The following is a 13,977-nucleotide window of genomic DNA, read 5'->3' on the forward strand; positions in this document are numbered from 1 at the left end:
AAACGGAATAGACGGACCGGCCGTCCGGCTGAGTCTGGGAAGAGGTGCCGGGCGGCGGGCGGAGCATGGCCACCGGACCCATCGAAACACATCTCCACCGTTCCATCAACTGGGAAAACGGCGCCCCCGGACCCCAGGAGGGGCCGCGGGGGCGTTCAGCTAACTGCGGGAATGGCCTATTTGCTCAATGTGTTCGGCTGAGATCGGAAATCAACCGGACAGACTTAAATGACCAACCTCGCCTAAGTGCCGACAGGTTGCCCAAAGACTGGTCATTTTAGCCTGTCCCCAATGAGTAGGTCGGTGCCCTTTGTGCGGAGGTTGCTTTGATGCTTTATACTGATGCGGTTAGACATCCATCCTGCAATCGAGGAGATTTCCATGGCATCAGACGTTCGCGTCCGCTTTGCACCCTCACCGACGGGCAAGCTGCACATCGGCGGCGCCCGCACCGCTATCTATAACTGGGCTTTCGCCCGCGCAAACGGCGGCACGTTCATCCTGCGCATCGACGACACCGACCCCACCCGCTCCACCGATGAGAACACGCAGATTATCCTGCGCGCCATGCGTTGGCTGGGCCTGGACTGGGACGAGGGTCCCGAGGTGGGCGGCGATTTTGGCCCCTACGCCCAGACCGAGCGCCTGGACCTGTACAAGCAGGCCGCCCAGAAGCTTTGGGACGAGGGCAAGGCCTATCCCTGCTTCTGCACCAAGGAGCAGCTCGACGCCGATCGCAAGGCCGCGCAGGAGCGCAAGGACCCCTTCCAGGGCTATCAGCGCCGTTGCCGCGACCTTGATCCCGAGGAGGCCCGCCGCCGCATCGAGGCCGGCGAGTCCTACGTCCTGCGCATCAAGGTGCCCGAGGACCGCGGCGACGTCGTCATCCACGACGCCGTCCACGGCGAGGTGACCTTTGATGCCAAGGAGCTCGACGACTTTGTCATCTTCCGCTCCGATGGCACGCCCACGTACAACTTCGCGACCGTCGTCGACGACGCCATGATGAAAATCACCCATGTCATCCGCGGCGATGACCACCTGTCGAACACCCCGCGTCAGGTCATGGTCTACGAGGCCCTCGGCGCGCCCGTGCCCACGTTTGCTCACATCTCCATGATCTTGGGCGCCGACGGCAAGAAGCTCTCCAAGCGTCACGGCGCCACCTCGGTGGAGGAGTACCGCGACGCCGGCTACCTGTCCGACGCCTTCGTCAACTACCTTGCGCTGCTCGGCTGGTCGCTCGACGGCGAGACCACGATCATCCCGCGCGATGTCCTGGCCAGCAAGTTCTCGCTCGACCGCATCTCCAAGAACCCGGCGACCTTCGACCCCAAGAAGCTCGACTGGGTCAATGCGGAGTACATCAACGGCATGTCCGACGCCCAGTTTGCCGATGAGGTCATGGTCCCCGAGCTGCACGAGGCGGGTCTTATCGAGGGTAATGTCGAGTACGGCGAGGACTGGATCGACGCACTTGCCGCCATCGTCAAGCCGCGCACCAAGATGCCGACCGACGCCGTGACCGTCGCTGCTCCCATCTTCGCTACGGCCGAGACGCTCGAGTATGACGAGAAGTCCGTCAACAAGGGCCTGGCCAAGGAGGGCATGGGTGTCATTCTGGACGCCGCCAAGGCCGCGCTTGAGGGTGTGGACGAGTGGACCGCCGCCAACATCGACGCCGCGCTTGAGCCGCTGCCCGAGCAGATGGACCTTAAGAAGCGCGTGGTGTTCCAGGCTGTGCGCGTCGCCGTCTGCGGCAACATGGTGAGCCCTCCGCTGGGCGAGACCATGGCGCTCGTCGGTCGCGACGACTGCCTGGCGCGTATCGACCGCGCCCGCACGATGGCGCTGTAATCGCTGCGCAAACGTATGTATCCGAGCCCCGTTCACCCGAGCGGGGCTCTTGTTTCTATACTGAGCGAGTGGGTTGGTGGGACAAAATAATCAGTAGTGTTTGTCCCATGTTCGAGCGATGTAACGAGCTCGACACTCGTATCGGCCATGGGACAAACACTACTGATTATTTTGTCCCACCCCTTCCAGGCTCGTTTGAGGTGGTGTATGGCTCAACAACTTTCGCTGTTTGGTTTGCCGGAACCGGAGAAGACTCCTGCGGAGCCGGCTCGCGCGGCCGAGCAGGTCAAGCTCGAGCCTGCGCCTGAGCCCATCGTCGCCTACGCAAGCGTGGTCCTCGACATCCCCACGCGCGCTTTATCTGAGCCATTTGCCTACGGCATCCCACAGTCCCTTGCCAATGAAGAAGCCCAGGTCGGCTCCACGGTCCTGGTCCATTTTGGCAATCGCGCGGCCGCCGGCTACATCGTCGACATCACCGCCGAGCTGGGCGACCTACAAGGCAACAACGCCCTCGACCCTGCGCGCATTAAGCCCATCGAGGCCATCCTCAGCAAGCCGCTCTTTACCGCCGAGGCTGCCCGTATTGCGCGCTGGATGAGCCGCGAGTACGTCGCGACGCTTTCCGAGTGCCTGCGCCTGTTCTTGCCTCCGGGCGGTAGCCCGCGCGTCGTGAAAGGCGATGACGGCGTATGGACCGTCGAGCGCCCCGCCGTCAAACCCATCCAAAATCGTTGGGTCATGCTCACGCCCGAGGGCTTCGACTATACGCCGCCCAAGACGGCGGTTCGCCAGCGCCAGCTTATCGAGGCGCTCCAATGCGGCCCGGTCACGACGCGCGACCTTAACCTGCTCTATAACAGCATGTCGGCGACTATCAAGGCGCTCGAAAAGCGCGGCGTCGTGGTGGTGGAGGAGCGCCGTGCGTGGCGTGGCTGCAGCGAGCAGACCACGCTGTCCTCGGCAAGCGGCAAGGCGCCGGTCGCACTCACCAACGGTCAGCAGCAGGCACTCGCGCAGATTGAGCGCGCTCGTCTGGACGCTCATGGCGACGTGGTGCTGGTCGACGGCGTCACCGGCTCCGGCAAAACCGAGGTTTACCTTTCGGCGATTGAGCGCGTGCTCGCGGCCGGCCGCTCGGCCTGCGTGCTGGTGCCCGAGATCTCGCTGACGGCCCAGACTGTCGGCCGCTTCCGCTCGCGCTTTGGCGAGACGGTCGCCGTGTTCCATTCGCGTCTTTCTGCGGGCGAGCGCCTGGACCAGTGGGATATGGTTGCCAGCGGTGCGGCCCGCGTGGTCGTCGGCGCCCGCTCGGCGCTCTTTTGCCCGCTCAGCGACTTGGGCCTTATCATCATCGACGAGGAGCACGAGACCAGTTACAAGCAGGGTTCCATCCCGCGCTACCATGCGCGCGAGGTGGCGGCCGAGATGGCGCGCCGCTATCGCTGCCCGCTCGTGCTGGGGTCGGCCACGCCTTCTGCCGAGGCCCTCGACCGCTGCCGCCGCGGCACGTTTAACGGTGCCACCTGGACACGCGTCGAGATGCCCGAACGCCCGGGACACGCTGTGCTGCCCACGGTCCGCATTGCCGACCTGCGCCGTGAGTTTTCGCATGGCAGCCGCTCCATGTTCTCAAAACCGCTGATGAAAGGCCTGGAGCGCGTTGTAGAGCGTCGCGAAAAGGCCGTGTTGCTGCATAACCGCCGCGGCTTTGCGCCGTTCCTGATGTGCCGCGAATGTGGCTGCGTGCCCACCTGCAACCACTGCTCCACCGCGCTTACGTACCACGAGCGCACGCACACGCTACAGTGCCACACCTGCGGATCGTCCTGGCGCGTGCAGCCCTATCCGGCGCCCACGAGTCGCTGTCCCAAGTGCGGCAGCCGCTACCTGGCTAAAATGGGCCTGGGTACGCAGCAGATCGAGGACGCACTGCACCAGATGCTTCCCGAGGACGTCGCCATTATTCGCATGGATGCCGATTCCACGCGCGGCAAGGATGCGCACAAAAAGCTGCTCGAGCAGTTCGATGCCGCCGATTGCGCGGTGCTGTTGGGTACCCAGATGATCGCCAAGGGCCTCGACTTTCCCGAAGTCACGCTCGTGGGCGTGGTCAATGCCGACTTTGCCCTCAAGATGCCCGATTTTAGAGCAGGGGAGCGCGCCTACGATCTGCTGGAGCAGGTCGCGGGCCGTGCCGGTCGCGGCGATCGTCCCGGCGAGGTCATCATCCAGACCTACCTGCCTGAGGACCCGGTCATTCGCGCCGTCGCTGAGCACGACCGTTCGATCTTTACCGACTACGACCTGGACCAGCGCCGCGGCGCGCTGTATCCTCCCTTTGTGCGCCTGGTCAACATCTTGGTGTGGTCGGCAAACCGAGACGACGCGCAGGACTACATTGGGCGCATTGCAAAGCTTCTTAAGCGCCGCTGGCATGCTGCCGCGCCCGACTTTTTGAGGGCGGGGAGTGCCATGCCGCAGGTGCTGGGCCCGGCTTCGTGTGTAATCGAGAGAGCCAAGGACCGTTACCGCTTCCATCTGCTTGTGAAGTCGCCCGTGGGGTACCATGTCTCTGATGATATCGACGCCTGCCTCAAAGAGGTGGGCTCTATGCGCGGCGTGAGCGTGAGCGTTGACGTCGACGCCTATGATTTGATGTAACAAACCGAAAGGATGGCCATGGAAGCCAACGGAATCGTACTGTCGCCCGACCCTCGCCTGCGTCAGGAGTGCGCCGTCATCGAGGAGATCACTCCGACGATCGAGGCGCTTGCCGAGAAAATGAAGAAGATGATGTTCGAGAACGGCGGCTGCGGCCTGGCTGCTCCGCAGATCGGCGAGCTTATTCAGCTCGTCACCATCGACTGCGACTACAGCGACAAGAATGATTATGATCCGTACGTGCTCATCAATCCTGTCATTGTTGAGCAGAGCGACCATCTCGTCCCGTTTAGCGAGGGCTGCCTGTCCATCCCCGGCATTAGCTGCGAGATCGAGCGTCCTGATCACGTTGTCGTTGAAGCGTACGACCTGGATGCTAACCTGATTCGCTATGAGGCCACGGGCGACCTGTTCTGCGTGTGCTTGCAGCACGAGATCGATCACCTGCATGGCAACACCATGTTCGAGCGACTGAAGCCGATGCAGCGCATCAAGGCCGTCAAGGAGTACCAGGACGTCCTGGCCCGCGGCGCTCGACCGGGCGAGACTGAGTAGGTCGTCCGTCCCTGGGGCTGGCCGCCTATATATCATCCCGTGCTCAAACATTCTCGCTGCGCTGCGAAACTGCGCGCGGGACGATATATAGGCGGCCAGCCCCAGGGACTACGTTGCCGTTCTTCGCTTCGCCCGGGTGCCTTCGGGCCAGGGAGGGACGTCTTTGCTGATAATTGCTTTGTTGGGAGGGCTGCTTTTGATGCAGTCCTTTCTTTGTTTTTGGGTATATTTGAACGTGTTGAATTGATCTGGCGTCTTGGTTGGGACTTGGCCTGGCGCTGTTATTTGTAGCCGTCTCGGCTCTTGTTGAGGGGAGACATTGTTTTATGCGTATTGTGTTTATGGGTACGCCCGATTTTGCGGTGCCCTCGCTGACCTCGCTTGTCGAAGCTGGCAACGAGATTTCGCTGGTTATTACTCGTCCTGATGCTGTTCGTGGGCGTGGTAAGAAGCTTGAGCCTTCTCCTGTTAAGGCCAAGGCGCTTGAGCTGGGGTTGCCGGTTGTTGAGGCTAATCGCATGACGCCGGAGGTTGTTGAGGCGCTCCGGGCTGCGCAGGCTGATATTTTCTGTGTTGCTGCGTACGGCTGCATTTTGCCTGATGAGGTGCTGCATATGGCGCCGCTTGGTATTGTGAATGTTCATGCGTCCTTGCTGCCTCGTTGGCGTGGGGCTGCTCCTATTCAGCGTGCGATTCTCGCTGGTGATGAGGTTGCTGGCGTTTCTATCATGCGCATCGGGCACGGCGTGGATACTGGGGCTTATTGTGCTCAGGCTTCCACGTCGGTTGCCGGTAAGCATGCTGAGGCGCTGACCATGGAGCTTGGTGAGCTTGGCGGTAAACTGCTTGCCGATACGCTTCCTTCTCTTGCCGATGGCACCGCCGTGTGGACTGAACAGGATGAGGCGCTCGTTACCCATGCTGCCAAGATTTCTAAGCAGGAGATGCGTCTGGATCCGCACATGGCGGCGCTTGATTGCGTGCGTCATGTGCTGGCCTCGTCCGATACCGCGCCTGCTCGTTGCGTGATTGCCGGCAAGACTGTTCGTGTGCTCGATGCTGCGCCGGCTGATGTGTCGCTCGGCGAGGGTCAGGTTCTCGTTCAGGCCAAACGTGTTTATCTGGGCCTTTCTGATGCCTCGGTTGAACTGCTCGAGGTTAAGCCTGATGGCAAGCGTGCCATGTCTGCTTCTGCCTGGGCCGCCGGCCTGCAGGGTGCCGATCTTTCGTGGGGTGTTTTGTCATGAGCAAGCTGTCACCCGCGCGCAAACTTGCGCTCGATGTGTTGATGGAGGCCGATCGCCGCGGCATGTACGCACGCGACGTGTTGTCTTCCCGTGCTTCCGCCAAGGCCATTGACCAGCGCGATTCTGCGTTTGCCGCTCGCTTGGCGCTCGGTGTTGCCGCGACGCAGGGTATTTTGGATGAGTTGCTCGATCAGTTTTTGGATAAGCCCAAAAAGGTCGCGCCGCGCGTTCGCATGGCGCTTCGCATCTCGGCCTTCGAGATGCTCTACCTGCATACGCCGGGCCGCGTTGCCGTGAGCCAGGGTGTTGAGTTGGTGCGCAGCGGTGCTAAGTCTGCTGCGGGCCTGGCAAACGCGGTGCTGCACAAGGTTGCTGACAACGTTGAGGACTTTGCCACGGCATCCGACGTGGATGAGTCCGAGCGCCGCCTGGTTCGTCTGTCTCGTTTGATGGGTCTTCCTCGCTGGCTGTGCGCTCGCATTATGGCGTCGTTTGACACGCCAGAGGGTGCGCTTAACTTTGCCGGCAATCTGGCCCCCGCGCCGCTCGCTTTGCACGAGAACGCCTTTGCAACCAAACCTGATCTGTACCTATCGCAGCTTGTGGCGCCTGTGTTCCCTGGCTGCCATGCTCCGGTCGATGCGCAGGCCACGGTTGCGTCGGGCGTGTTTGAGCGTGCTGCCGCGGTGGCATCTGATCTCAACGCGCAGCTCATCGCCACAGCTGCCACGCGCCCTGGTAGCTGCCTTGAGATTGGTGCCGGTCGTGGCACCAAGACCTATGTGATGATGTGCCAGGCCAAGCGTACGGGCTATGAGCGTCAGCATACGGCGCTCGATCTGCATGATCGCAAGTGCGACCTGAATCTCGCTCGCCTGCATAAGGCCGGTATTCAGGGCGTTCGTACGGTTTCGGGTGATGCCTGCGAGCTTGATGAGGTGCTCACATCGTTTGATGCCAAGCTTGGTAAGCGAGTTAAGTTTGACACGGTCTTTATCGATGCGCCGTGCTCGGGCACCGGCACCATGCGCCGTCATCCCGAGATCCCATGGCGTCTAACTGAGAATGACGTTACGACTGATTTGCCCAAGCTGCAGCTGACGATGCTCAAAGAGGCTGCCGCGCGCGTGGCTGCCGGCGGCGAGCTCATCTATGCGACGTGCTCCGTCTTCGACGAGGAGAACACGCAGGTGGTGGATGCTTTCCTTGCTTCTCCCGAGGGTGCCGGCTTTAGCGTGGCGCCGCTTTCCAAAGCACAGATTCTGCAACTCCCCGAGTTCGATCAGGCCAAGAAGCTCGTTTCCGTACGCCAAAACGATCGAGGCCTCTTCCAAAGCGTGCCGGTAAATGCCGATTCCTACGACGGCCACTTCTGCGCCAGAATAATCCGCAAGTAACTACTAAGTTGCGGTGAAATAGGGATTGAATATCGGCTTCTAACCGCCAAACAGTCTTTATTTCACCGCAACTCATAAGGAAACCTGGTTAGCTAAAGAATAAGCCCCGCGATCGGTGTCGGTCGCGGGGCTGTTTGGTTTCTAGTGGCTGTGCGGGCAGTTGGCGCAGCAGCCACTCGTGGCGCTGGTGCTTGAGCCACCGCTGCGCTGGTCGGTGTTGTAGAAGCCGCTGCCCTCAAACTTGATGCCGCTGGCCGAGAACGTCTTGGCGGCCGGAGCGCCGCAGTTGGGGCACACGACCTCGGGGGTCTCGGACATGGGATGCTCAACCTCAAACACGTTGCCGCAGCTCGAGCACTTGTAATCGTAGCGCGCCATAATACTTCCTTTTCAGCACAAAGCGGGCAGATTACTCTGCCCGCAAAAATTCAAACGTCTGTAACTGTACCCTATATCGGGCGTTTTATCACGCTTCGCCCCAGAATCTATGCGTGTTGCGCAGGAGCTGTGCGGTTTTGCCCTCGGCGGCCGCAACGTCGGCCTCGTCAGCCTGCCAGGTCCAGTTGCCCGTGGCCACGCCCGGCACGTTCATGCGCGCGTCGTCGCCAAGCCCCAGGACATCCTGCAGCGGCATCATCACCAGGGGAGCGTCGCTTGCTAGCGCGTCGCTCATCAGCTTGGCCGCCACCTCAACACCGCTCGGTTCGTCGCCGCCCGCAAAGGAACGCGTACACCAACCCGCGAGCGTCGACGTGTCGTGCGTCGAGGTATACAGGATCTTTCCTGGCGTAAGGTGCACGCCGCAACGGACGTCGTAGTCGCCAAACTCCAGCACGTCCATGCCGGGGAAACCACAGCTCGAGGCCATGGCGCGAACACCGGGCGTCAAATAGCCCAGGTCCTCGGCGATAAAGTTGAGCGGACCCAGCTCGTCATAGGCGGTCTGAAACAGGTCCTTGCCCGGTCCCGCCAGCCATCGACCTTCGGCGCAAGCCTTGCCAGCGGGGATACTGAAGTAGCTGTGGAAGCCCAGGAAGTGATCCAGGCGCACGCGGTCGTAGAGCGAGAACGCACGACGTAGGCGATCCATCCACCAGCTATAGCCGTTCTGCTTCATGTGGTCCCAGCGGAACGTCGGGTTGCCCCACACCTGACCCTCGGGTGCAAAGTTGTCGGGCGGCGCGCCGGAAATCTCGATTGCTTTGCCGGTATCGGACAGCCAGAAGTTCTCGGGTTCGCTCCACGCATCGGCCGAATCGTCCGAGACATACATCGGGATATCGCCGATGACCTCGATTCCTTTCTTGTGCGCATAGTTCATAAGCTCGCACCAAGCCAGGTCAAAGCGGTACTGCATGTACGCCTGAAGCTCCGCCTCGTCGTGGAAGCGCTTGTCGTCGATTAGATACTCGTTGTAGCGCGCGACATCTGCCGGCCAATCGTGGCGTGACTCGCCCTCAAAGTACTTCTTAACGGCCATGTAGACGCAGTACTTCTCGAGCCAATCGGCGTTGCGATGTTTAAACGCGGTGTAGAGCGGATCGGCATCCTCGCCGCCGTGGGTCTTCCAGACAGCAAAGTCGGCGGCCAGCTCCTCGTGACTCTCGGGCAGTAGGTCGATATTGCCCGCAAAAGCCGAGGGCCCGGCATAGGGGGAGCGGAAGAAATCCGTCGGGTTGACGGGCAGGACCTGCCAGTACCGCATGCCCATGGCGGCCAGATGGTCAATAAAGCGACGCGTGGGTGCGCCGATCGTACCGGGCTTGCCATCGTCGGTCGGTACCGAGGTGATGTGACAAACGACACCCGCGCCGTGATCGAGCGGCTCTTGCAGACGCTGCTCGGCGTGGTGATAGATGATCGACGACCCCAGCGGATACAGATCGAGTGTGACAGTGCCATTGTGAATCTCGCACTCGTGACCGCTAATCACATCGCTCGCACATTCGTCGAGCGCCGGAATCGTCACGCGGTGTGAATTGCGCAGGCTGCGGTTAATGATTACCGTCGCGGCCTCACCGTCTTTACCGGTGCGCGTGTAGGCGAGTACCTCGTCGTTGAGCGCGAAGGCCTTGATCTCGCCGTCAACCATAAACGGCAGGGCGCGGCGCACGGCCGAGGCATTTTTAAGGATGGCGAGCGTATCGAAGTCGTGCAGGTCTTCCTTCAAAGGCAGCGTGCGGCGATTGCCCGGATCGGTGAGACCCTCCAAGCCGTACTCGTCACCGTAATAGATTGAGGGAACGCCCGGGAACGTCATCTGCATGAGCGTCGCCAGCCAAAAGCGGCTCTTGGCCAGGCCCATGGAGTTCTCGTCCAGGCGCCATTTGCTGCGCTCACTCTCGGGCAGCTGCGACTCGTCAGGGCCGCCGCCGAGCACCGAGATAATGCGCGGACGGTCGTGGCTCGAAAGCAGATTAAGCGCGCAAGACAGGGCCTCACGCGGATAGTTCTCGCGCAAGGTCTCGATATCCTCGGCAGCTTGGTAGGCGTTTTTGTAGCCCATCAAAAAGCCGATGACCATATCGCGGAAGGGGTAATCCATGGTCGAGTCGAGCTCAGAGCCTTGCAGATAGCGACGCAGATGACCGTAGCTGATCTTGTTGGAGGCATCTTCCCAGACCTCGCCGAGCAGCAGCGCGTCGGGCTTCTCGGCGAGCACAGCTTTTTTGATCTCAGCTAGGAAATCGTCGGAAAGCTCGTCGGCCACATCCAGGCGCCAACCGTGAGCGCCGGCGCGCAGCCATTTGCGGATCACGCCGTCCTTGCCCAGGAGCCTCTCGCGTACCAGTTCGGAGCTCTCATTGATGGCGGGCATATTGCCCACGCCCCACCAGCAGTCGTACGAGCCGTCCTCGTGGAAATAAAACGCATCACGCCACGGCGAATCCTCGCTCTGCCACGCGCCCACGCCGGGGTAGTTGCCGTAGCGGTTGAAGTAGATCGAATCGTCGCCCGTGTGGTTGAACACACCGTCCAGAATGATGGAAATGCCCAGCTTCTCGGCCGCCTCGCACAGCTCGGTAAAGTCCTGCTCGGTGCCCAGAATCGGATCGATCTTGGTGTAATCGGCGGTGTCGTAGCGGTGGTTGCTCGCGGCTTCAAAGATGGGGTTGAGGTAGATGGCCGTAAAGCCCAGCTCGGCGATGCGGGGCAGGTCATTTTGGATGCCCTTGAGCGAACCGCCGTAAAAATCCCAGGTCTTGATGGAGCCGTCTTCGGCGCGCTCGTACACAGGCGGCTCGTTCCAGTCCTCGACCATGCGGCGCTGAATGCCCTTACGCGGTTTTTCGACCTCGGCCAGCGTGCGCTCGCGCCAGTGCTCGTCGCGGGCATAGCGATCGGGGAAGATCTGGTAGACCATACCGCGCTCGTACCAGGTGGGACGGTTCTCACGGTGTTTGTAGACGGTGACCTGGAATGACGGCACCTCAGCGTAGTCGTAGGTTACGCCTTCGCCGCCGGTGCGGCCCTGTGGTGCGCCCAGGCGAACCTCAGGCTGGCCTTCGATATTGCAGATAAAGCTGTACCAGATAAGACATGGTTCAGTGCACTTGAGTTCTACGCTAAATATGCCGTCGCCCTCGTGCGTCATGGGATACAGAGACTCACCGATATCATCGACCCAGGTACGCAGGGTAAGCGTTGCCTGGTTGGGGTCGGCATCCTCCAAAATCACCGAGAGCGAAACGGAAGTTCCAGTGGTCACAGCGCCAAACGGAGTACGAAACTGCGGCAGACGGCTGTTGTGAATCAATCTCATAATTCGGTCCAGTTCAATAGAATCACGGCCTGCGGGCCATGGCTTTACGCACAGGATGTAAGTATATCTTTTGTACACAGGCTGTATAAACAACATCCGTTTACCATCGGCGAACGGTTGTCCTAGAAAATCGTTTTACCAACTATCAACAGAGAAGGGGCGCCCGGTTGGAGCGCCCCTTACATAGGGTTTGATTAGGTTTTGGATCGTCTGTGGGCTAGCGGCGCTTGCGGGTGGCCGTGGCCTTGCGGACGGACGTCTTCTTGGACGGAGCCTTTTTCTCTGCCGGAGCGGCGGGGGAGACCGGGCTCTCCTTGGCGGGCTCGGGCTTAGTCTCTGCCTTGGGAGTCGTGGTCTTTGCCGTGGTCTTCTTGGCCGTCGTCGTGCGCTTGCGCGTGGTGGTCTTGGCGGCCGGCTTGGCTTCGACGGTTGCCTCGGCCTTGGTCTCGGCGGGCGTCTCCTCGACTTTGGCGGCCGGCTTTGCGGCTGCCTTCGTTGCAGCGGCCTTGGCGGTCGTCGACTTGGTAGCCGTCGCCTTCGTAGCTGTAGCCTTCTTGGCGGTCGTGCTCTTGGTCGCGGTCGTCTTCTTGGCTGCTGTCTTGGCCGGAGCCTTAGCGGCCGGCTTGGCCTCGGCGGCCTCGGCCTTTACCTCGGGGGCAGCCTCGAACTCGGCGGCCTTCTTGGCAGCGGCGGTCGTGCGCTTACGCGTGGTCGTTGCCTTGGTAGCAGTCGTCTTTGCTGCGGCGGTCTTGGTGGCAGCGGCCTTGGTTGTCGTAGCCTTCTTGGCCGTCGTCTTGCGGGTCGTCGTCTTCTTGGCAGCAGGCTTCGCAGCCGGCTTAGCCTCAGCCTTAGATTCAGCCTCAACCGGCTTCTCCTCAACCTTGGGCTCCTCAGCCTTGGGTTCCTCAACAACCGGCTCGGCCTTGGGCTCAGGCTCGGCCACAACCACAGGCTCGTCGACAACCGTCGCCGGCCTCTCGATCTCCGGATGCATAAAGAAATACAGGTCCAGATACTTATCGGCCGAGCGCGTCCAGCTAAAGTCCTGGCTCATGGCCTGTGTGACCAGCTGGTTCCAGGCATCGCGGTTGTCCCAGAACAGGCGTGCCGCGCGGAACACGGCGTCGCCCATCTCGTCGCCGTTAAAGTTGCTAAACGAGAAGCCCGTGCCCTCGCCGGTAAACTCGTTATACGGGATCACCGTGTCCTTCAGGCCACCGGTCTCGCGAACAATCGGCAGGGTGCCGTAGCGCATAGCGATGATCTGCGACAGGCCGCAGGGCTCAAACTTCGAAGGCATCAGGAACATGTCGGCGGCGGCATACATACGCTGCGACAGCGCCGGATCGAACTCGATGCGTGCGGCCATGGTACCGGGGTACTTGTCCTGGAAGTAGCGCAGGCCGTCCTCGTAATCGCGGTCGCCGGTGCCCAGCACCGCCACCTGAACGCCGCCGGAGAGGATGCGGTCGAGCGCATACATGACCAGGTCCATGCCCTTCTGGCGCGTCAGGCGCGTGACCATCACCATGAGCGGACGGTCGTCGCGAACCTCGAGCCCCAGCTCCTCCTGCAGCTTGGCCTTGCACGCTGCCTTGCCGGAACGGTCATCAACCGTGTAGTTTGCGGCAATGCGCTTGTCGGTCGCCGGGTCAAAGCCCGCCACGTCAATGCCGTTCAAAATGCCCTGCAGCGCATAGGAGCGCTCGCGCAGCACACCGTCCAGGCCCTCGCCAAACTCGGGCGTCTGGATCTCGTTGGCATAGGTGGGGCTCACCGTGGTGATGGCGTCGGCATAGCGCAACGCGCCCAGCATGTAGTTGATGCTGCAGGCGTCGCAACGCAGCTGCGAGGCGGCCGCCGGAATGTGCGCCACACCCAGGATGTCCTCCATCACGGTGTCGCTAAACTGGCCCTGGAACGCCACGTTATGGATCGAGAACACGGTCTTCACACGGTCGTACAGCGGCAGGCCCTGGTAGAACTCGCGCAGGAACACGGGCGCCAGTGCCGTCTGCCAGTCGTTGCAGTGCAGGATGTCGCACTCAAAGCCGGCCGGCAGGTGCTGCAGGCTCTCGGTGATGGCCTTGGAGAAGAACGCAAAACGCTCGCCGTCGTCAAAGAAGCCGTACGGATAGTCGCGCGCAAAGTAGCGCTCGTTGTCGATGAACATATACGTGACGCCGTCGTGCTCGAGCTTCTCGAGCCCACAGTACTCGTTGCGCCAGCCCAGGCTCACGTAAAAGTCGGAGAAGTGCTCCATCTGCGCCTTGTACTCGTCCTTGATGGTGGCGTACTTGGGCACCATCACGATGACTTCGGCGCCGGCGCGCACAAGCGCCGCAGGCAGCGAGCCCGCCACGTCGCCCAGGCCACCGGTCTTAACAAACGGTGCGCACTCGGCCGAGGCAAACACGATCTGCATCTTTTTGCTGGAATCTGCCATATTGTCTCCCTGTTGCAATTCGAGAATAGCCGCCTGGCGCAAACCGGG

8 protein-coding genes are annotated in these 13,977 nt (G+C 61.3%); 5 read left to right on the forward strand and 3 right to left on the reverse strand.

Translation table 11 applies throughout. The features are described 5' to 3' along the window. Positions 1-381 precede the first annotated feature (381 nt). The 5 genes from gltX to KSY82_RS06580 all read left to right on the forward strand — a co-directional run bounded on the left by gltX (position 382) and on the right by KSY82_RS06580 (position 7,720). Positions 382-1,857, forward strand: coding sequence for a glutamate--tRNA ligase (gene gltX, locus KSY82_RS06560; protein ID WP_217750612.1), 1,476 nt, complete (start codon positions 382-384; stop codon positions 1,855-1,857). A gap of 207 nt (positions 1,858-2,064) precedes the next feature. Next, a complete protein-coding gene (gene priA, locus KSY82_RS06565; protein WP_217750613.1) occupies positions 2,065-4,521 on the forward strand; it encodes a replication restart helicase PriA in 2,457 nt (818 codons plus the stop codon). Positions 4,522-4,539: 18 nt separating this feature from the next. Beyond that, positions 4,540-5,076 (forward strand): peptide deformylase, encoded by a 537-nt coding sequence (def, locus tag KSY82_RS06570; RefSeq protein ID WP_217750614.1) that lies wholly within the window; start codon positions 4,540-4,542, stop codon positions 5,074-5,076. 326 nt (positions 5,077-5,402) lie between these two features. Further along, positions 5,403-6,323, forward strand: coding sequence for a methionyl-tRNA formyltransferase (gene fmt, locus KSY82_RS06575; protein ID WP_217750615.1), 921 nt, complete (start codon positions 5,403-5,405; stop codon positions 6,321-6,323). Next, the gene (locus KSY82_RS06580; protein WP_217750616.1) at positions 6,320-7,720 is read left to right on the forward strand and encodes an RsmB/NOP family class I SAM-dependent RNA methyltransferase; all 1,401 of its coding nucleotides are present in this window, start codon (positions 6,320-6,322) and stop codon (positions 7,718-7,720) included. Before fmt ends, KSY82_RS06580 begins: the two co-directional genes overlap by 4 nt. 141 nt (positions 7,721-7,861) lie before the next feature. Here KSY82_RS06580 and KSY82_RS06585 read toward each other — a convergent pair whose 3' ends face one another. From KSY82_RS06585 to glgA, 3 genes are all read right to left on the reverse strand, one after another. Continuing rightward, positions 7,862-8,098 carry an FmdB family zinc ribbon protein gene (locus tag KSY82_RS06585; protein WP_117583493.1) on the reverse strand — a complete coding sequence of 79 codons (237 nt, stop codon included), beginning with the start codon at positions 8,096-8,098 and terminating at the stop codon, positions 7,862-7,864. Between the two features lie 88 nt (positions 8,099-8,186). Beyond that, entirely contained in the window at positions 8,187-11,483 is a 3,297-nt protein-coding gene (locus KSY82_RS06590) for a 4-alpha-glucanotransferase (RefSeq protein WP_217750617.1), read from the reverse strand. Positions 11,484-11,700: 217 nt separating this feature from the next. Beyond that, the gene (gene glgA, locus KSY82_RS06595; RefSeq protein ID WP_217750618.1) at positions 11,701-13,929 is read right to left on the reverse strand and encodes a glycogen synthase GlgA; all 2,229 of its coding nucleotides are present in this window, start codon (positions 13,927-13,929) and stop codon (positions 11,701-11,703) included. Positions 13,930-13,977: the final 48 nt, after the last annotated feature.

It is taken from the genome of Collinsella aerofaciens, assembly GCF_019131995.1.
GTDB lineage: Bacteria > Actinomycetota > Coriobacteriia > Coriobacteriales > Coriobacteriaceae > Collinsella > Collinsella aerofaciens_S.

Coding starts and splice junctions, on each gene's coding strand:
- KSY82_RS06590 (WP_217750617.1), bottom strand. CDS start 11,483: ATGAGATTGATTCACAACAGCCGTCTGCCGCAGTTTCGTACTCCGTTT.
- KSY82_RS06585 (WP_117583493.1), bottom strand. CDS start 8,098: ATGGCGCGCTACGATTACAAGTGCTCGAGCTGCGGCAACGTGTTTGAG.
- glgA (WP_217750618.1), bottom strand. CDS start 13,929: ATGGCAGATTCCAGCAAAAAGATGCAGATCGTGTTTGCCTCGGCCGAG.
- priA (WP_217750613.1), top strand. CDS start 2,065: ATGGCTCAACAACTTTCGCTGTTTGGTTTGCCGGAACCGGAGAAGACT.
- fmt (WP_217750615.1), top strand. CDS start 5,403: ATGCGTATTGTGTTTATGGGTACGCCCGATTTTGCGGTGCCCTCGCTG.
- def (WP_217750614.1), top strand. CDS start 4,540: ATGGAAGCCAACGGAATCGTACTGTCGCCCGACCCTCGCCTGCGTCAG.
- KSY82_RS06580 (WP_217750616.1), top strand. CDS start 6,320: ATGAGCAAGCTGTCACCCGCGCGCAAACTTGCGCTCGATGTGTTGATG.
- gltX (WP_217750612.1), top strand. CDS start 382: ATGGCATCAGACGTTCGCGTCCGCTTTGCACCCTCACCGACGGGCAAG.